Annotated in this window: 20 protein-coding genes; 6 read left to right on the forward strand and 14 right to left on the reverse strand. The window is 69.3% G+C overall.

Annotated elements, in window-relative coordinates; genetic code table 11:
- Positions 1 to 55: 55 nt before the first annotated feature.
- A complete protein-coding gene (locus SVA_RS01500; protein WP_096457791.1) occupies positions 56 to 1270 on the reverse strand; it encodes an MFS transporter in 1215 nt (404 codons plus the stop codon).
- Between the two features lie 158 nt (positions 1271 to 1428).
- Between SVA_RS01500 and SVA_RS01505 the strand changes: the two genes are divergently transcribed.
- Positions 1429 to 2313 carry an AEC family transporter gene (locus SVA_RS01505; protein WP_096457794.1) on the forward strand — a complete coding sequence of 295 codons (885 nt, stop codon included), beginning with the start codon at positions 1429 to 1431 and terminating at the stop codon, positions 2311 to 2313.
- A 63-nt stretch (positions 2314 to 2376) separates the two neighbouring features.
- On the opposite strand, the gene SVA_RS01510 is transcribed toward SVA_RS01505, so the two are convergent.
- On the reverse strand, positions 2377 to 3282 hold the full coding sequence (locus SVA_RS01510) for a diguanylate cyclase (protein WP_169923920.1): 906 nt from the start codon (positions 3280 to 3282) through the stop codon (positions 2377 to 2379).
- A 215-nt stretch (positions 3283 to 3497) separates the two neighbouring features.
- Here SVA_RS01510 and SVA_RS01515 point away from each other — a divergent pair, with 215 nt between their 5' ends.
- The 3 genes from SVA_RS01515 (at position 3498) to SVA_RS01525 (ending at position 5194) form a co-directional block, all read left to right on the forward strand.
- Positions 3498 to 4421 carry an AEC family transporter gene (locus SVA_RS01515; protein WP_096457800.1) on the forward strand — a complete coding sequence of 308 codons (924 nt, stop codon included), beginning with the start codon at positions 3498 to 3500 and terminating at the stop codon, positions 4419 to 4421.
- A 71-nt stretch (positions 4422 to 4492) separates the two neighbouring features.
- On the forward strand, positions 4493 to 4675 hold the full coding sequence (locus SVA_RS01520) for a YgaP family membrane protein (protein ID WP_096457803.1): 183 nt from the start codon (positions 4493 to 4495) through the stop codon (positions 4673 to 4675).
- 90 nt (positions 4676 to 4765) lie between these two features.
- Positions 4766 to 5194, forward strand: coding sequence for a peroxiredoxin family protein (locus tag SVA_RS01525; RefSeq protein ID WP_096457806.1), 429 nt, complete (start codon positions 4766 to 4768; stop codon positions 5192 to 5194).
- Here the strand turns inward: SVA_RS01525 and SVA_RS01530 are convergent.
- Positions 5191 to 5595 carry a dual specificity protein phosphatase family protein gene (locus SVA_RS01530; protein ID WP_096457809.1) on the reverse strand — a complete coding sequence of 135 codons (405 nt, stop codon included), beginning with the start codon at positions 5593 to 5595 and terminating at the stop codon, positions 5191 to 5193. The two genes, SVA_RS01525 and SVA_RS01530, sit on opposite strands and share 4 nt — an antisense overlap.
- A 238-nt stretch (positions 5596 to 5833) precedes the next feature.
- Between SVA_RS01530 and SVA_RS01535 the strand changes: the two genes are divergently transcribed.
- Together SVA_RS01535 and SVA_RS01540 are read left to right on the forward strand one after the other, a co-directional pair.
- Positions 5834 to 6661: an SRPBCC family protein gene (locus SVA_RS01535; RefSeq protein ID WP_148665346.1), complete on the forward strand. Its 828-nt coding sequence runs from the start codon at positions 5834 to 5836 to the stop codon at positions 6659 to 6661.
- A 25-nt stretch (positions 6662 to 6686) separates the two neighbouring features.
- Positions 6687 to 7865: a zinc-dependent alcohol dehydrogenase gene (locus SVA_RS01540; RefSeq protein ID WP_096457816.1), complete on the forward strand. Its 1179-nt coding sequence runs from the start codon at positions 6687 to 6689 to the stop codon at positions 7863 to 7865.
- Between the two features lie 35 nt (positions 7866 to 7900).
- On the opposite strand, the gene SVA_RS01545 is transcribed toward SVA_RS01540, so the two are convergent.
- The 11 genes from SVA_RS01545 to SVA_RS01595 form a co-directional block, all read right to left on the reverse strand.
- A complete protein-coding gene (locus SVA_RS01545) occupies positions 7901 to 8737 on the reverse strand; it encodes an LEA/WHy family protein (protein WP_096457819.1) in 837 nt (278 codons plus the stop codon).
- A gap of 285 nt (positions 8738 to 9022) precedes the next feature.
- Positions 9023 to 9937 carry a PhzF family phenazine biosynthesis protein gene (locus SVA_RS01550; RefSeq protein ID WP_096457822.1) on the reverse strand — a complete coding sequence of 305 codons (915 nt, stop codon included), beginning with the start codon at positions 9935 to 9937 and terminating at the stop codon, positions 9023 to 9025.
- Between the two features lie 184 nt (positions 9938 to 10121).
- Positions 10122 to 10451, reverse strand: coding sequence for an AzlD domain-containing protein (locus SVA_RS01555; RefSeq protein WP_096457825.1), 330 nt, complete (start codon positions 10449 to 10451; stop codon positions 10122 to 10124).
- A complete protein-coding gene (locus SVA_RS01560) occupies positions 10448 to 11143 on the reverse strand; it encodes an AzlC family ABC transporter permease (protein ID WP_169923921.1) in 696 nt (231 codons plus the stop codon). Before SVA_RS01560 ends, SVA_RS01555 begins: the two co-directional genes overlap by 4 nt.
- On the reverse strand, positions 11140 to 12189 hold the full coding sequence (locus SVA_RS01565; protein ID WP_096462781.1) for a tartrate dehydrogenase: 1050 nt from the start codon (positions 12187 to 12189) through the stop codon (positions 11140 to 11142). The genes SVA_RS01560 and SVA_RS01565 overlap by 4 nt, the downstream gene beginning before the upstream one ends.
- Positions 12186 to 13388 carry an MFS transporter gene (locus tag SVA_RS01570; protein ID WP_148665347.1) on the reverse strand — a complete coding sequence of 401 codons (1203 nt, stop codon included), beginning with the start codon at positions 13386 to 13388 and terminating at the stop codon, positions 12186 to 12188. Before SVA_RS01570 ends, SVA_RS01565 begins: the two co-directional genes overlap by 4 nt.
- A gap of 144 nt (positions 13389 to 13532) precedes the next feature.
- Positions 13533 to 14408, reverse strand: a complete 876-nt coding sequence (locus SVA_RS01575) for an ABC transporter ATP-binding protein (RefSeq protein WP_096457831.1) — start codon at positions 14406 to 14408, stop codon at positions 13533 to 13535.
- Positions 14408 to 15154 (reverse strand): ABC transporter ATP-binding protein, encoded by a 747-nt coding sequence (locus SVA_RS01580; protein ID WP_096457834.1) that lies wholly within the window; start codon positions 15152 to 15154, stop codon positions 14408 to 14410. The genes SVA_RS01575 and SVA_RS01580 overlap by 1 nt, the downstream gene beginning before the upstream one ends.
- Positions 15151 to 16164: a branched-chain amino acid ABC transporter permease gene (locus SVA_RS01585; RefSeq protein ID WP_197703313.1), complete on the reverse strand. Its 1014-nt coding sequence runs from the start codon at positions 16162 to 16164 to the stop codon at positions 15151 to 15153. The genes SVA_RS01580 and SVA_RS01585 overlap by 4 nt, the downstream gene beginning before the upstream one ends.
- Positions 16161 to 17060 (reverse strand): branched-chain amino acid ABC transporter permease, encoded by a 900-nt coding sequence (locus SVA_RS01590; RefSeq protein WP_096457837.1) that lies wholly within the window; start codon positions 17058 to 17060, stop codon positions 16161 to 16163. The genes SVA_RS01585 and SVA_RS01590 overlap by 4 nt, the downstream gene beginning before the upstream one ends.
- A 44-nt stretch (positions 17061 to 17104) precedes the next feature.
- Positions 17105 to 18349: an amino acid ABC transporter substrate-binding protein gene (locus tag SVA_RS01595; RefSeq protein ID WP_096457839.1), complete on the reverse strand. Its 1245-nt coding sequence runs from the start codon at positions 18347 to 18349 to the stop codon at positions 17105 to 17107.
- Between the last annotated feature and the right edge of the window lie 129 nt (positions 18350 to 18478).

The raw sequence follows: 18478 nt of genomic DNA on the forward strand, positions 1-18478 counted from the left end.
GCGGGCTCGGCGGAGTCAGTGACGCGCGCTTGCGCGCACGTCGACCGGGCACTCGTCACGTTGCACGGTCGACGGTCACCGCCGGTCCCGTCACCCGCGCGGGTTTGTCCTGCGGGAGCAGCCACCCGGCGACCACGACGACGATCGCGAGCGACGCGAGCAGGACGAAGTACCAGTAGAACTCGCCGGTCGCCGCGTGGATGCCGGCCACGATGGGTACGCCGAGCGCGCTCACGCCGAGCGCCAGCACGAACTTGGCGCCGAACGCGGTGCCGCGCCACTTCGCGGGCGAGTAGTGCGAGAGCAGCGAGTTCTCGACCGGGATGGTGACCGTGCCGAGGAGGGCGGTCGCCATGAGTGCGAAGTAGAGGGGCAGGCCGCTCACGTAGGCGGCCAGCGCGAGCAGCGGGACCTGGAGCGCGTAGGTGAGGATGTAGACGTTGCGCATGGAGTGGCGGTCCGCCAGATGGCCGCCGAGGAGCTGCAGCCCCATCGCGAGGAAGTACACGATCGAGACCATCACGCCCGCGCCCGCCGCCGTGCCGCCGGTCAGATCCGGCAGGCGCTCGGCGAGCACCTTCGGGAAGGCGGTCGACATCGACTGGTACACGAGGCCCGTGCAGAGCATCGTCACCGACAGCACCACGAAGGCGCGCACCATCGCGCCGCGATGCGGCGGCGCCGTCTTGGGCTTCGCCTCCGGATGGCGGTCGTGCACGAGTCCGGAGCGGATGAAGAAGAGGAGCGCGAGACCCGTCGCGATCGAGACGACGCCCGGCACGATGAACGCCGCGCGCCAGTGGATCGCGTCGGTGAGCACGCCGGCGATGAGCGCGGCGCTCGCGAGGCCGAGGCTGCCGAACACCCCGTTGAAGCCGAGCGCCTTTCCCCGGTTCTCGGCGTTGCGCACGAGCCAGCTCATGCCCACCGGGTGGTAGATCGCGGCGAAGAGGCCGATGAGAGTGAGGCCGACGAGGAGCCCGGAAGCAGTGGACATGAAGCCGGTCAATACTGCCGCGGCGCCCATGCCGACGAAGAAGGTCACCATCATGCCCTGCGTGCTCCAGCGGTCGCCGAGCCAGCCGGCCGGCAGCGCCGCCGCGCCGAAGAGCAGGTTCCCCGGCAGCATGAGCATGAGCAGCTCGCCGTAGGACATGCGGAGCTCCGCCTCGAGCGCGATCACGACGGTCGGATAGAGCAGCATCATGATGTGGGCGTAGCTGTGGCCCACGTTCGAGAAGCCCTGCGCGAGACGGGCGCTGCGTGTCATGGCGTCGATCTGCTTGTGCGGGGAAGCGGCGCCTCCCCATAATGCGGCGATTGTACCAGCATGCGTGAAGCGCCCATTCCCGCCCGTGTCCGAGAGGACCAGCCCCGTGCGTGTCCTGCTTTTCGCCTGTTGAAAACGCGCCCGGCCACGCCCGCCGCATGCTGCTGATACGCATCCTCGGAATCGTCTTCCCGGTCTTCGCGATCGTGGCCGCCGGTTACGTCTACGGGCGCCTCAAGCGCCCGGACCTCACGACCGTGAACCAGCTCAACATGGACGTGCTGCTGCCCGCCCTCCTGTTCAGCGTCCTGTCGTCCGAGAGCTTCGACGTCGCGGCCTACGGCGGGCTCGCGCTCGGCGCGACGCTCGTGATCCTGGGCTCCGGCCTGCTCGCGCTCCCCGTCGCGCGGCTCGCCGGCGTCCAGGCGAAGACGCTCGTGCCGCCGATGATGTTCAACAACTCCGGCAACATGGGGCTGCCGCTCGCGGTGTTCGCCTTCGGGCCGCAGGCGCTGCCGGCCGCGGTCATGCTGCTGATCGTCGAGAACGGCCTGCACTTCACCCTCGGGACCTGGCTCATGGACCACCGCGCCCACTGGCTCGACGTGCTGAAGCAGCCGATCGTGGTCGCCACCATCGCCGGCCTGCTGTTCAGCATCTCCGGTTTCGCCTTGCCGGAACCGGTCGAGATCACGATCGACATGATCGGGCAGGCGTCCATTCCGCTGCTGCTCTTCGCGCTCGGCACCCGCATGATCGACATCGATCTGCGCCAGTGGCGCCTCGGCCTCCTCGGGGCGGTGCTGTGTCCGGTCACGGGACTGCTCGTCGTGCTCGCCGTGCGCCCGTTCCTCGACCTGACGCCCCTGCAGGACAGCCTGCTCCTCCTCTTCGGCGCGCTGCCGCCCGCCGTGCTCAACTACCTCGTCGCGGAACGCTATCGCCAGGAGCCCGGAAAGGTCGCCTCGATCGTGCTGATCGGCAACCTCGCCGCCTTCGTCAGCATCCCGCTGGTTCTGCCGTTCGCCCTGCAAGGACAGTGATAAGCGCAACGGGATGAGTGATCAGTCGATGAGCGCGAAGCGCGCACCCGGACTCGTCACCGGTCACTTGTCGCCGGGTTTTTCCATGCCTCGCCACACGGCGACGCGGTTGCGGCCGGCGCCTTTGGCGGTGTAGAGCGCGCGGTCCGCGCGAGCGATCGCCTCCTCGACGCTCGGGCTTCCGTCGAGCGGTGCGAGCCCGCCGGAGACCGTGATGCCGACCGCCTGGTCGTCCACGTGGAGGCGCTCGCGCGCGATTTCGACGCGCAGTCGCTCGGCGATCGCTCCGCCCCGGGCGAGATCGGTGTCCGGCAGACAGACGAGGAACTCCTCGCCGCCGTAGCGGTATGCGCGATCGTACGTGCGCATGCGCCGAAGGATGCGATCGGCGGCCAGGACCAGCAGGCGGTCGCCGATCAGGTGACCGTGCCGGTCGTTCAACCCCTTGAAGTCGTCGATGTCGAAGAGCGCGATCGAGCAGGGGCGGCCCTCGCGCTTCGCGCGCTGCCGTTCGTCGTTGAGCTCCGCCATCATCATGGCGCGGTTGCGCAGGCCCGTCAGCGGATCGACGAGGCAGACCTCGACCCAGAGATCGCGCTCGAGCTGCTGCACGGACTGGTCGAAACGACGGATGCTCTCGTGGAAGAGCCGGTAGGCGGCGAGCGGCAGCACGCGGCCGCTGCGGCGCGCCTCCCACATCGACTGCGCCGCCTGGTGCACCGACCGATGCCGCGGGGCGATCGCGGCGAGCAGCGCGTTTCCCTTCAGCTCGCTGTGCGCGCACGCGTCCGCGTACCAGCGGCCGAAGTCGCACTCGTGCTCGCCCGGCGGCGGCGCCGGATCGCCGTGCAGCAGGAGGTTGTGGGCCTCGAGCGCCCAGGAGCGGTGCGCGTCGGCGACGCGGCGCAGCGAGTCGATGAGCTCGATCGCTTGCGCGAGAAACTGGTGCGGCAGGACGCGCTCCTTCAAATGAGGAGTCCCTCGTTCGTCGTCGGCACGGGAAAGGCGCCCCGAGACGAGGCGCCGGAGCGTACGTCGGAGCCGATATCGTAAAGCCGAACCGGCATGCCTGGCACCGGCGTGCATCGTCGTGGTTATTGACGCGCGCCGGAGAAGCGCATGGCGGTCGCAGGGCGACACACCTACAATGCCGGTGCATCTATCCGGGGAGGACGGTAGACGCCATGCTGGGTGTGCTGCTCCAGATGTTCGCCTTGATCGGCGTCGGCCTGCTCTGGTCGTGGTGGCAGCCCGGGCGCCTGGAGACCGAGGCGTCGCGCAAAGTCCTCGTCGGCTCCGTTTATTATCTCTTCCTGCCCGCGCTCGTGCTGGTGGTGCTGTGGCGTGCCCCGCTCGGCGTCGACACCGTCAAGATCGTCCTCGCGGCGGCCGGCGGGGTGCTGGGCGCGCTCGCCGTGAGCTTCCTCGCGTGCCGCGTATGCCGCGCCGACCCGCGGACGGCGGGCGCCATGATCCTCGCCGCGTCCTGGCCGAATGCCACCTACCTGGGCCTCCCGGTGCTCGAGAACACGCTGGGCGCATGGGCGCGCACGGTGGCGATCCAGTACGACCTCTTCGCCTGCACGCCGCTCCTCCTCTCCGTCGGCATCCTGATCGCGAGCGCCCACGGCGCCGGCGGGCGACGCGAGAATCCGCTGAAGGTCCTGTTCACCGTGCCTCCGTTCTGGGCCGCCCTGGCGGCGCTCGCGTTCAACCTCGGGGGCGTCCCGGTGCCGGAATGGATCGACGGCTTTCTGCGTCTCATGGGAGCGGCGGTCGTGCCGCTCATGCTCGTGTCCGTGGGGATGGCGCTCCGGCAGGGCTTCGGACAGCTCAGGCACCTGCCGCTCGTGATCCCGGTCGCGGTCATCCAGCTTTTCGTGATGCCGCTCATCGTCTTCGGCGCGGCGACCGCGCTCGGGCTGGCCGGGGAAATGCGCATCGCCGTCGTGCTCGAGGCGGCCATGCCGAGCATGGTGCTCGGCATCGTGCTCGCCGACCGCTACGGCCTGAACGCCGGGGTCTACGCCGCCGCCCTCACGACGACGACGCTGCTCAGTCTGTTCACGCTGCCGCTGTGGTTCGACTGGGCGGGCGGGCCGGGTTGACGGGGATCAAGAAACGCGAACGGAAGGCCGCTTAGTATGACGGCCATTTCCCAATATCGGAGACAACGACAATGACGAGAAACATGGGCACCGCGGATCGGGTGCTTCGGGGCATAGTGGGCCTGGTGCTGATCTCGCTGGTCTTCATCGGTCCGAAGACCGCATGGGGCTGGATCGGTCTCGTTCCCCTCGTGACCGCCCTCATCGGGTGGTGCCCCATGTACCTCCCGCTCGGCATCAGGACCTGCAAGTAACGCCCCGGTCCGCTCCCGACGGCGCGCCGGCGGGAGCGGCGGAACCGGCGGCGTATAATTCCGGGCTCCTCCATGGCAAGGAGCGCCGCCATGCTCTCACTGCATCGAGAGATCCCCGTTCTGTCGCTGCCCGACGCCCGCGGCCGCGCGGTGTCGACGTGGAGCTACAAGCAGTACCGCCCGCTCGTCCTCGTCTTCGCCGGGAGCCGCGCCGCGCTGCTCGACGAATTCGCGCGGGAGTACGACGCCTACCGCGCCACCAACGCCGAAGTGCTCGCCGTGGTCCCGAAGTCCCTTGATGCGCGTCTGCCTTTTCCGGTCCTGATCGACGCGGACGGCTCGGCCACGCGCCGGTACGTCGAGCGCGTGCCGACCGTGCTCGTGCTCGACGCCTTCGGCGTGCTCGAGGGCCGGTTCGACCAGGAGCGTCCCGATCACGCCCGCATGCGCAACCTGATCGGCGAGCTCGAGCTGCGCTGCCCGGAGTGCGGCGTGCCCGAGTGGCCCGCCGAGGACTAGCGCTGGCGTGAGGCGCGCACCCGGTCGATCGCGGTGAGCAGGCCGGGCAGGATCGACATGTGCGGGCGCCGGCGCGCGACGAACTCGACGGCCTGCCCGAAGCCCATGCCCTGCGCGACGCACAGGTGCGCGACCACCACCGAGGTGGAGCGGCCGACGCCGGCGTTGCAGTAGACGAGCACCCGCTCCGCGGGACCCTGCGCCTCGATCCAGTCGACCGCCTCCGCGAGGAGCGGGGCGGGGATGGGGCGAAAGTCGATGATCGGGACCTTGTGGAAGCGCAGCCCCGCGGGCGGTGCGTCGAGCTCCGCGGCGACGCACAGCAGGGCCGTCACGGCCGCCGGCGGGCCGGCGGCGTCCGCCGCGTTCCCGAGCGCGAGGCGATCGGTCACGAAGTCCATCGGTCATGCCGTCCTTTGCCCGGATGCGTGCGCATCGCACGCCTGACCGCGCTTGCGCGACGGGGGAGCCGCGTCGGCGATTGTGCGACCCCGGTTCGCGACACGCCACCGCGCGGCATCCGGGGACATTCCGTTGCGGAAGATCGCGGACACGCGGCAAGCGGGAACTCTGGCATTCGCGCCTGACAAAAAGAAACGACGCGACGAATTCGAGCCAACCTGCACGGAGGTGGTGGCCATGCCGAGGAGAACCGAGGAGCCCTTTACGCGGGCGGGCCGACCGGGGCCCGTTCCGGCGCAGACGCCCGGCGAAGCCGCCATGCGAGAGCCGGCGGGCGCGCCCGCCCGTCGGGGTACAGAGCCGGAGGCGGTGCGGCGGCCCGCCCGCCGGCACGCGGTGTCCGCCGCGGTCAACATCGGCGCCGTGGAGCGCGCGGTGTCGGTCGCCGGCGGCGCCCTGCTCGCGCTGTCCGGACTGTCGCGGCGCTCCTGGGCGCGGACTCCCCTCGTCGGTGTCGGCGCGATACTCGTCTACCGCGGCGCCCGCGGTCATTCGTATCTCTACGAACGCATCGGCATCGACCGGGCGAACGCCCCGATCGAGATCGAGCAGGCCGTGACGATCAACCGCAAGCCGGAAGAGGTGTACGCGTTCTGGCGGCAGCTCGAGAACCTGCCGCGGTTCATGCGGCACCTGCGGTCCGTGAAGCAGGAGAGCCCGACGCGCTCGCACTGGACCGCCCAGACCGCGCTGACCGGAAGAACGCTCGAATGGGATTCGGAGATCACGGAGGACAAGCCCAACGAGCTCATCCGCTGGCGCTCCGTCCCCGACGGCAGCATCCAGCACAGCGGGGAGGTGCGCTTCAGGGCCGCCCCCGGCGCCCGCGGCACGGAGGTGCACGTGCGCATGGAGTACCGGCCGATCGTGGGCGTCGCGGTCGGCGCCGCGATGTACCCCTTTACCCGCCAGACGCTCAAGGAAGAGATGCGGCGGCTGAAGCACGTGATGGAGGCGGGCGAAATCCCGACCACCGAGGGACAGCCTGCCGGCCGCGGCCGGTAGGCGCGAACAGCGAAGGAGACGCGCGATGAAAGCCGTATGCTGGTATGCGCCGGAGGACGTGCGCGTGGAAAGCGTCCCCGATCCCACGATCCTCAACCCGCACGACGCGATCGTCGAGGTGAGCAGCACCGCGATCTGCGGATCGGACCTGCACCTGTACAACGGCTACATCCCGACGATGAAGAAGGGCGACATCATCGGGCACGAGTTCATGGGGAAGGTGGTCGAGGTCGGTCCGGAGGTGAAGACGATCGCGCGCGGGGACCGGGTGGTGGTGCCGTTCACGATTTCCTGCGGCCGCTGCTATTACTGCGAGCACGGCCAGGCCTCGCTCTGCGACAACTCGAACCCGAACGCCTGGATGACGGAGAAGCTCTACGGCTACGCGGGCGGCGGCCTCTACGGCTACTCGCACATGCTCGGCGGCTACGCCGGCGGCCAGGCGCAATACGTGCGCGTGCCCTTCGCCGACTCCGGGCCGCTCAAGGTTCCGGAGACGATCGGCGACGACAAGCTGCTGTTTCTTTCCGACATCTTTCCGACCGGCTACCAGGCGGCGGAGAACTGCGACATCGAACCCGGCGACGTGGTCGCCGTCTGGGGCTGCGGACCGGTCGGGCAGTTCGCGATCCAGAGCGCGCTGCTGCTCGGGGCCGAGCGCGTCATCGCGATCGACCGCGTGCCGGAGCGGCTCGACATGGTGCGCGAGCACACCGACGGGCGGGCCGACATCGTCGATTACGCGAGCGCGTCGGTGCTGGAGGAGGTGAGGGAGCTCACCGGCGGCCGCGGACCGGACGCCTGCATCGACGCCGTCGGGATGGAGGCGCACGGATTCGGCATGACCGGCTGGTACGACGCGATCAAGCAATCGATCCGGCTCCAGACCGACCGTCCGACCGCGCTGCGCGAGGCGATCCTGAGCTGCCGCAAGGGCGGCACGGTGTCGATTCCCGGCGTGTACGGCGGGATCATCGACAAGATGCCGCTGGGCGCCGCCTTCGGCAAGGGGCTCACGTTCAAGATGGGCCAGACGCACGTCCCGACGCTCACGCCGAAGCTGCTCAAGCACGTCGAGGACGGAGACGTCGACCCGTCGTTCGTGATCACCCATCGCATGCGCCTCAACGACGCCCCGGACGCGTACCGGATGTTCCGCGACAAGCACGAGGGCTGCGTCAAGGTCGTGCTCAGCCCGCACTAGCGGGCGGCCGTCCGATCCGGAGTCCGCCTGGGGATTCAACGGGCGAGGGGCACGGTTCCCTTCCAGTGATAGGGCACTACGGCATCGCCCTTCGATCCCGGCAACCTCACCTGGCTGCGGAGCTCGATCGGGAGCGAACGGGCGCTGCGCAGCTGCTGCGCGACGGACCCGAGGCGCGCGTAGTCGACCGCCACGGCGAGCAGCAGCGTGTCGCTGTTCCGCGCGCCGACCGAGAGCGGCCGGGCGCTCTCGCCGCGGATCAGCGAGGCATCGGCGAGCTTCAGTTCGTAGCGGATTCCCTCGTTGAGGCGCACCGGGAAGGCGTTCGCGTTGCTGACCTTGAGGCCGAGCGCCAGCTCGGCGCCGCTCAGGGTGATACGGTTCACGCGCAGGCTCTGCACCGACACGTCGGGCAGCTTCGGCAGGCTGAAGCTCCCGGCCTTGGCGTAGGGAAGGGCGATTAACCCGAAATCGGCCTCTCCGCTGATCCGGTAGCGAAGTTCCTGGCTGCTCCGAAGGGCCGCCAGGCTGCCGAGCACGTCCTCGTAACGGAGCGTGAACGGCAGCGTGACCCGCGACGTCCCGTTGGCGCCGATCCTCAGCGTGTTGCTCTGGTTGCCGTCGAAGAGCGGCTTGTCCTGGATCGCGAGCCGGTAGCTCAGCCCCCGCAGCGAAAGGCCGACGGGGTTGGGGTTCCGGATGTCGAGATCGAAGGCGAGCTGGGCGCCGGCCAGCGACATGTCGACGATCCGCACGCCGCCCATGCTCACCTCGGGCCTCCCGATCTGCTTTTCGAGCGTGGCGCACGACGCGATCAGCATCGCGGCGGGCAGTCCGAGCAGGATCCGACGTACTGGGGTCCACCGGGTCATCGCAGATTTCCGCAGAGAGGGGCTCGGTTCGTTCGCGAAGGGTCGTCTCAAGTCTAGCGAGGCGAGCCGGGCTCGCAAGGTGGCTACCTGTTTCGCGGTCGACCGCCCGTGGGCGAGTAGTGAGCCTTACAGCCGGAGGAGGACATTCAAGAGATACGACATCGATGGTTGAAGAACGAGGCACGAATTCGAGCTGCCGTCGAGATCGCGGGAAGACATCCGAGCTCGAGAAAAAAGCCGAAGGCAATCTGAATGCGGGAAGCGGAGTCGCCGGAATGAGCTGCTTCAAACCGCCGGTATCTCCATCTCCCCCTCACTCACCAGTACCGAGGCGCCGCCGACGCGGATCGCCGCGACCCTGCCGCCCTCGCGCACGGCCTCGATCTCGATCAGGCTCGGACGGCCCATTTCATGGCCCTGCGTGACGCGCCAGCGGCGGGTGCCGTCGCCGGTCTCTCGCGCGGCGAGGTAACCCGCGAGGCTCGCCGCCGCGCTGCCGGTGGCGGGATCCTCGTGCGGCGCGATCGCCGGCGCGTACATGCGGGCGTGTACGTCGGAGCCGGGAATGCCGGTCTCGAAGGTGACGAGATACACGCCGCGGCTCCAGTAGTTGCCGAGGACTTCCTGGTAGCGGTCGGCGTGCAGGCGCGCGCGGGCGATGGCGTCGCGCGAGGCGACGGGAACGATGAGCCACGGCAGGCCGCAGGAGACGGCCTGCGGGGCGCGTTCGCCCCCGAGGATGTCGCTCTCCTTCAGACCGAGCGCGGACGCGAGGTCCGCCGCCGGGGGCGGCGGCGGGCCGAGCTCCGGCGGCTGCGCGGTCGAGAGCTGCGTGAAGACGGGCCGGCCGTCCCGCACGCGGATCGTGACCGGGACGGGGCCGACGTTCTCCTCGAGCACGATACGCACCTCGGGGGCCTTCAGCGGAATGCGTCCGAGCGCGGCGAGCACGTACGACGTGCCGACGGTGGGATGCCCGGCGAACGGAAGCTCCACCTTCGGGGTGTAGATCCGGAGACGGGCCGCGTGCGCCGGGTCCTTCGGCGGAAAGACGAACGTCGTTTCCGAGATGTTGAACTCGCGCGCGACGAGCTGCATCTGCACGTCGGTGAGCCCCTCGGCGTCCGGGAACACGGCGAGCGGATTGCCGCCGAAGATGCGGTCGGTGAAGACGTCGACGGTCAAGAATCGGTAGCGCATGGCGTCCCCTGGTGTCCTGAGTCGTCAGTCATCGAGGAATCTCACTCCCCTCTCCCCTTGCGGGAGAGGGGTGATCGGGCCCTTTGAAACCTCCCCTCTCTCTCCTGTCCTTTCGCCCGCGAGGGGAGGAAGAAACCCAAGGTTGCGTCCAACGGTGTATTTAACGAATTAGTGACTCTCGACACTAGAGCCCCAGCGATTTGATCAGCACCGCGACGCCGATGCCGGCGAAGAGCGCGAGCGGGAGGCTCTTCGTGAGCCGGAGCAGGCCGAGCGCGGCGATCACGGCCAGCACCTTGATGCCGATGTCGCCCGCCTCCGCGATCCCGCCGCCGCCGTAGACGATCGAGCGCGAGACGATGCCGGCCGCGATGGCGAGCGAAACGTAGGTGAGGAAATGAAAGTACTCCTGTCCGAGCCGGCGCAGATGTTTCCAGACGAAGGGCGCCACGCGCAGCAGGTACGTGCCGGCCCCGGCCCCGAGTACGACGAGCGTCCAGTCGAGCGCGGTCATCGCTCGAACGCCGTGATGGCGGCGCCGACGGTGAGCGCCGTGACGAAGATGCCCCAGCCGGGCAGCACGTACTCGACCGGCGGCGTGAGCAGCAGTCCGCCGACGACCGCGCCGCCCTCGTTCCGCCCCTTGGCCTCGCCCGCGAGCAGCAGCGCGAAGTACACCGGCAGGAAGAGCGTCGCGCCGAAGGCGAGCACCGGCGGCAGCTCCTTGCCGAAGGCGAGGCCGAGCGCCGTCCCGAGCAGGGCGGCCGGCAGCGTCGCGGCGGCGATGCCGCGGAAGTAGGCGTGCAGGTCGACCGGCGGCTGGCGCCGCGAGCGGAAGAAGGTGAGCAGGTACGACGTCGCGATCACGAACTGCGCCGAGAGGAGCAGGCGCGTGCGGCGCACACGGCCGAAGAGATGCGAGAGCGTGAGGCTCATCAGGAGGAAGCGCAGGTTCACGAGGATCCCGGCGACGATCATCTGCACGATGGCCGACGGGCCCTGCCCGGCGAGGTCGATCATCGCGAACTGCGCCGGCGCGGCGAACACGGCCGCGGTGAGGGCGAGCGCGCCCCATGCCGGAACGTCCGCGACCCCGGCCGCGATGCCGAAGCCCGCGAAGATCGCGACGAAGGTGGGGACGACCGAGAGGCTCGCGCGCAGCCCGGCGCGCCAGGCGTCGGGTGCGCGTGCCCGGCGCGGCGTCACAGGGCGCCCGCGATCGCCGCGCCGAGCTCCGCGGTCGTCGCGCGCCCGCCCATGTCGGGCGTGTGCAGGCGCCTGTCGCCGAGCGCGGATTCGACCGCCTGCTCGATCGCCCGCGCGGCGTCGCCGTGGCCGAGGTGCTCGAGCATCATGGCGCCCGAGAGGATCTGGGCGATCGGGTTGGCGACGCCCTTGCCCGCGATGTCCGGCGCGGAGCCGTGCACCGGCTCGAACATGCTGGGGTGCTTCCGCTCCGGGTTGATGTTCGCCGACGGCGCGATGCCGATGGTGCCCGCGACGGCGGCGCCGAGGTCCGACAGGATGTCGCCGAACAGGTTGCTGCCGACCACGACGTCGAAGCGGCCCGGGCGCAGCACGAAGTGCGCCGTCAGGATGTCGATGTGGAACTGGTCGGTGCTCACGTCCGGATACTCGGCGGCGATGGCGGCGAAGCGCTCGTCCCAGTACGGCATGGTGTGGATGATGCCGTTCGACTTGGTCGCCGAGGTGACGCGCCGCCTGCGCGTGCGCGCGAGATCGAAGGCGTGGCGGAGGATGCGGTCGACGCCGCGCCGGGTGAACACGCTCTCCTGCACCGCGAGCTCGCCCTCGCTGCCCTGGTACAGGCGCCCGCCGATCTCCGAGTACTCGCCCTCGACGTTCTCCCGGATGACGACGAGATCGAGCCCGGCCGGGTCCCGCAGCGGCGAGTCGAGGCCCGGGTAGAGCCGGATCGGACGCACGCACGCGTACTGCTCGAAGCGGCGGCGGATCGGGATGAGCAGGCCCCAGAGCGAAACGTGATCGGGCACGCCCGGGTAGCCGACCGCGCCGAGGAAGATCGCATCGAATTCGCGCAGCCGGTCGAGGCCGTCGGCGGGCATCATGCGGCCCGTCTTCCGGTAGGTCTCGCAGCTCCAGTCGAAGTGCTCGTAGGCGAGACCGAGGCCGAAGCGCCGCGCGGCGGCGTCCAGCACCCTCAGCCCCTCGGGCACGACCTCCTTGCCGATCCCGTCGCCCGGGATGACCGCGATGCGATGCGTCTTCATGACGTCCCTCGTGCGCGCCGGGTTCCGGGTTTGCCGCGCGGGCGCCGTCGCGCGGTCCGTCGTTGCCATGCCAGGGCGAGGGGGCCGACGGCCGCTCCGAGCGCGAGGCTCACGAACGCCATCCCCCAGGCCGCCGTGCGTTCGGCACCGCCGAAGAGGTCGAGCATGATACCGAAGGCGAGCGGGGCCGCGAATCCGGCTCCGAAGCCGAGCAGCGAGTGCACGGCCATCGTCGCGCCGCGTCGCCCCGGCGCCGCCACGGCGATGAGGCCCGCGGTGAGCGCGGCCGATTCGCCCATTACCAGCAGGAAGTACGCGACCATCAGCAGGAACACGACGAGCCACGGAAGCGGCGCGGTGAAGCCGATCACGGCGCCCATGGCGGCCGACGCCCACATCACGCGCGCGATGGTGCGCCGGCGGCCGTAGGTTGCGGCGAACTCGTTTCCGAAGATGCTCGCGAGCGGGCCGAGCAGGTTGATCGCCGCGGCCGCCGCGGCGGCGGACAGGAACGGCCGGCCGGTCGCCGCGTGCAGGCTGGCGCTGAAGGCGAGGAACGCCACCATCCACGAGCGCAGGCCGAAGAGCTCCCAGCAGTGCGCCGCGTAGGCGAGGATGTAGCTGCGCGCCGAGCGGTTGGCGAGCACGCCGCGGATGTCGAGCAGCGGGCCGTGGCCGCCGGGCGCGGGCTCCGGCCGGCGCGCGTCGGTGCCCAGCAGCACGAGGACGCCGGCGACGAGCGGCCCGATCCCGAGCAGCACGAAGGTGTCGCGCCAGCCGAGCGCCTCGGCGATCCAGCCCGCGAGCAGGATGGACAGGCTCGTGCCGATGCCGAAGCTCGACGTGTAGAACGCGATGTAGCGGCTGTGCCGGCGGGTGTCGATCCGATCGGAGAGGATGCGCAGGCCCGGCATGTAGGTGCCCGCGAGCCCCATGCCCGCGATCGCCTGGAAGAGCACCGCCGTCGCCACGCCCTCCGCGAGCCAGCCGAAGCCGGCCGTGCCGGCCGCGGCGAGCAGGGTCGCGAAGAAGTAGATGCGCCGCGCGTCGATGCGGTCGGTGAGGCTCGTGAGCACCGGCACGGCGAGCATGTAGCCGCCGAAGAAGCTGCCCCCGATGAGACCCGCGCTCGAGTTGCTCAGGCCCCACTCCGCGAGGAGCACGGTGAGCAGCGTCGGGTACGCCATCGTCGCCGTCATGCTCAGCACCTCAACGGCGCACAGCAGCGTCGTGGTGCGCAGGGGAGCGATCGAGGGGTTCAAAGTGATCAGTGATAGGTTGATGAGCGCGCGTCGCGCGCACCGGTACTCGATACTTATAACTTGTGACTTATCACTGCCGTCCTAACCGCCGAGGAAGAGGCGACCGACCTCGGGGTGGGTGAGCAGCTCCTCGCCGGGGCCGGCGAGGGCGACGAAGCCGGAGACGAGCACGTAGCCGACGTCGGCGAACTCGAGACCCTTCTTCGCGTTCTGCTCCACCATCACGATCGACTTGCCTTCGTTCCGCTTCAGGTCCGCGAGGATCTCGAACACCATGTCGATGTAGCGGGGCTCGAGGCCGATCGAGGGCTCGTCGACGAGCAGCACCCGCGGGTTCATCACGAGCGCGCGCGAGATCTCGAGCAGCCGCCGCTCGCCGCCCGATAGCACGCGCGCCGGGCTCCGGCGGCGGGCGGCGAGGCGGTCGTACTTGGCGAACACGCGCTCGGCCGCCTCCTTCGCCTGGTCGGGGGAGTCCATGAGGTAGCCGCCCATCCACAGGTTCTCCTCCACCGTCATGTCCGGGAACACGGAGTTGTCCTGGAGGATGTAGGCGATGCCGGCCTGCTTGAGCTTCTGGTTCGGGTGCAGGCGCGTGACGTCGAGGCCGTCGAGGCGGATCGAGCCCGCGCGGATGTTCGTGAAGCCGTAGATCGAGTGCAGCACGGTCGACTTGCCGGCGCCGTTCGGCCCGATCAGGCAGAGCGACTGGCCCGGCGCCACCTGCAGGTCGATCCCGTGCAGGATCTCCATCTTGCCGTAGCCCGCGTGCAGGCCGTCGATCGTGAGCAACGGCCGGTTCTGCGCGAGCGCCGCGATGCGCTCCCGGCCCGGCCCTTCCTTCGCCAGGCGCTCGGCCTCGCGCGCGACGTCGTCGACCGAGAGCACCGGGGCCCCGCCGGCGCCGCGGCCCGGGATCGCCTGGCGCGCGGGCTTCGGGTCGGCGGGCTGCGCCATCAGTGCGCCCCCAGGTACGCATCGATCACGCGCTGGTCGTTGCGGATCTCGTCCGGTTTCCCGAAGGCGAGGAGCTCGCCGTGCGCGAGGCAGTAGATGTACTCGGCGAGGTTCATGATCACGCGCATGTTGTGCTCGATGACGAGGAGCGTCACGCCGAGGTCCGCGTTCACCCGCTGCAGGCGGTCCATGAGGCCGTTGATGAGGGTGGGGTTGATGCCCGCGGTCGGCTCGTCGAGCAGGAGCATCTTCGGCTCGCTCATGAGCGCCATGGCGAACTCGAGGAGCTTCTGCTGCCCGAAGGAGAGGTCCCCGGCGCGCAGGTGGCGCTTCGCGTAGAGGCCGACGAACTCGAGCAGCGCCTCCGCGCGCTCCGTGTCCTCGGGCGGGATCCGGTTGAACATCACCTGCCAGGGCGCGCCCTGCGTCGTGCGCGCGCTGATCTGCATGTTCTGCACGCAGGTCATCAGCCCGTAGATGCGCGTCTGCTGGAAGGTCCGCAGCATGCCGAGACGGGCGATCTCCGGCACGCGCAGCTGCGTGATCTCGTTGCCGTCGAAGCGGATCGACCCGGCGTCGACGGGGTGGTAGCCGACGATGGAGTTGAACAGCGTGGTCTTGCCGGAGCCGTTCGGGCCGATCAGCCCGACGATCTTCCCCGGCGGAACCTGGATGCTGATGTCGTTGTTCGCGACGACGCCGCCGAAGGTCTTGCGCACGCCGGCGACTTCCAGGATCGGCGTCACGCGCCCTCCTTGGCCGCGACGGCGCGCTTCCCGGCCTCCGCCGGCGCCGCTTCCACGCGATGACCGAAGAGCTCGGGCCAGCGCTCGCGCGCCCAGCCCAGGATGCCGAGCGGGAAGAACACCACGATGACCACGATGAGCAGGCCGAGCGCCACCCGCTGCCAGCCGAGCAGGTAGGTCCAGAAGAGCTCCTGCGTGACGTGGAAGATCGCCGCGCCGATGACCGGCCCCCACAGCGTGCCCTTGCCGCCGAGGATGGCCATCAGCACCATCCACACGCCGAACGTCGCACCGGCGAAGGCGACGTCGCGCGGGTCGATGAACCCGATGATATTGCCGACCGCGCCGCCCATGAGCCCGAGGAAGAACGCCGAGGTGCACCAGGCGGCGATCTTGTAGAGCGTCGTACGCAGGCCCATCGCCTCGGCCTTGTCCTCGTCGTCGCGGATCGCGTTGATCGCCAGCCCGAAGCGCCCGGAGTAGAGCCAGCGGAGCACGAGGAACGTGACCACCGCGAGCGCGAACGTGACGTAGTAGAAGAAGCCCTCGCGCGCGCCCGCGATGCCCGGATAGAGCGGGGGCACGAGGCCCGAGCCGGCGCCGATGTAGTCCCAGCCGGCCGCGTACTCGCCCGCGGCGATGCCGAGCCCGAGCGTGCCGATCGCGAAGTAGTGGCCCCGCAAACCGAGGATCCCGGACCCGAGCACGCCGGCGACCGCGACGGCGACCAGGCCGCCGGCGCCCATGCCGAGGAAGAGCGCGACGTAGTAATCGAGCCCCGCGTCGCGCTGGATCACCGCGCAGGCGTACATCCCGATGCCGAAGAACAGGATGTTGCCGAAGGAGTTGTAGCCCATCTGGCCGCCGAGCAGGTCCCACGTGAGCGCGAAGACGATCATGACCCACAGGAACGAGAGCTGGGTGCGGTACTCCGGCGCGAGGAGCGGCGCGACCAGCGCCACGGCCAGGATCAGGCCGTATCCGATCAGCCGGCGGGCGGTCGCGTTCACTTCAGGTATCTCCGTTCCCGCGACAGCCAGAAACGGCGCCACACGAGGATCACCACGAGCAGCGAGAAGATGAAGGCCGCCTGCAGCTCCGCGCCCATGATGAACCCGGCGAAGTTCTCCGCGACGCCGAGGCCGATCCCGGAGAACAGGACCCCGAGGACGTTGCCGAGGCCGGCGAGGATCACGATCATGAACGCGCGCACCGTGTACGGCAGGCCGAGGTAGGGGTGGACGATCCACGTCATGGCGACGAGCGCGCCGGCCGCGCCGCAGATGGCGGCGTTGAGCCCGAACGTCGCGGCGTACACCTGGTCGGTGTTCACGCCCATGATGCGTGCGGCGCGCGCGTTCTGCGCCGTCGCGCGGATCGCCTGCCCCAGGCGCGATTTGCGCAGGAACACGAGCAGCAGGCCGCCGACGACCAGCGCGGCGGCGAACGCCACCAGCTTGATGTGCGGGACGACGACCAGGCCGTCGAGCAGGAACAGGCTGCCGAACCCGGCCTCGGCCGTGCGCACGTCGGCCCCGAAGAGCTCGTTCGCGAGCTGCTGGAGGAGGATCGAGAGACCGAAGGTCGCGAGGATCGAGATGAACAGGTCCTTGTCGACAACGCGGTAGATGATCGAGTGGTAGAGCAGCCACCCGAGCACGAACAGCACCACGGCGGCCACCGGCACGCCGAGGAGGGGGTGGAACCCGGCCTGGTACAGGAAGAAGGCGACGTAGCCGCCGAGCATCACGAACTCGCCCTGGGCGATGTTGATGATGTTCATCACGCCCCAGACGAGCGCCATGCCGTAGGCGGCGAGCGCGAAGATGGCCCCGATCAGGAGGCCGTCGAGCAGGAGCTGCACCGAGAGCACCGGTGCATCGACGAGGATCTGGAAGGCGTCCATAAAGCGGCGCGCCCCGGCATCGCCGGGGCGCTCCTCGCCTCAGGCTAGCGCTTCGCGCTCGCTTCCTGCCGCGGGAAGATCAGCTTGGCCGAGGCCCACCGCTGCGGCGCCACGACCTTGTACTCGCCGCCCTGCACCTGGTAGAGCACCATGGGCTTGGCGATGTTCTTCCCCGTGCTGTCGAACTTGATCGGGCCGTAGAACGTCATCAGGTCGGTCTTGGCGATGGCGTCCCGCACCTTCTTCGTGTCGAACGAGTTGGCGCGCTGGAAGGCGTCGACGTACACCAGCACAGCGGCCGTCGATTCGGCGGCCTGGTAGGGCGGCGCGTAGTTGAACTCCTTCTCGAAGAGCTTCGCGTACTCCTCCGCGGTGCCGAACCACTTGTCCTTGTAGCTGAGCGAGCGGTCCCACTGCGAGGCGCACAGGATGCCCTCCGCCGCGGCGCCCAGGTTCTCCGCGATCTTGGCGGAGTCGCAGTGCGTCGTGGCGACCATCGGCACCTTCACCTGCATGTCCTCCGTCTGGCGCGCGACGAGCGTGGCGCCCTTCGCGTGGCCGGAGACGACGAGCATGTCGGGTTTCAGCGCCTTGACCTTGGTCAGCGTCGCCGACATGTCGTTGAGCTCCGGCGGCAGCTTGTCGTCGACCACGACCTTCATGCCGTGCTTCTTCGCGTCCTCGGTGACGCCCGCGCGGATGTCCAGGCTGAACGGGTCGTTCTCGAAGGCCATCGCGATCCGGACCTGCGACGGCTTCTTGCCCTGCTGCTTGGCCACCTCGGCCATCAGGTTCACCGCCTCGCGCAGGTAGTAGTCGGAGGTGGAGAGGGTGGCGAAGAGGTACTTGTAGCCCTGCGTGAAGAGCTCGCGGGCCGCGCCGTTGCCCTCGACGTGCGGGATCTGGTACTTCTCGGTGACCGGCGCCATCGCCTTGGTGATGCCGGAGCCGTACGCGCCGAGCATGAACTTCACGCCGTCCTGGTTGATCAGCCGCTCGGTGAGCTGCGCGGCGCGTGCCGGGGTGGACTCGTCGTCGTAGTAGATGAGGCTGATCTTGTAGCTCTTGCCGCCGACCTTCACGCCGCCCATCTCGTTGATGCGCTTGACCGCGAGGTCGTAGCCGTCCTTGGTGTTCTTGCCGTTGGTGGAGTACTTGCCGGTGAGCGACACCGCGACGCCCATATATATGGTGTCGCCCTCGACCTTCGCCTGGCTGCCCGTGGCCGTGACCAGCAGGGCCGCGAGGCCGAGCGCCAGGAACAGATGTTTTTTCTTGGACGAGAACATGATGACCCTCCTGTCTTCCGGGTTACCTCGTTCGGCATCCCTGCCTCGGGGTGGTGGTCCCTGTACTGATTTTTATTTAGACCCGGTAAGTCTACCCGAGATTTCCCGTTGGGAGGCAAGCATTAGGGA

This window comes from Sulfurifustis variabilis, assembly GCF_002355415.1.
GTDB classification, from domain to species: Bacteria; Pseudomonadota; Gammaproteobacteria; order Acidiferrobacterales; family Sulfurifustaceae; genus Sulfurifustis; species Sulfurifustis variabilis.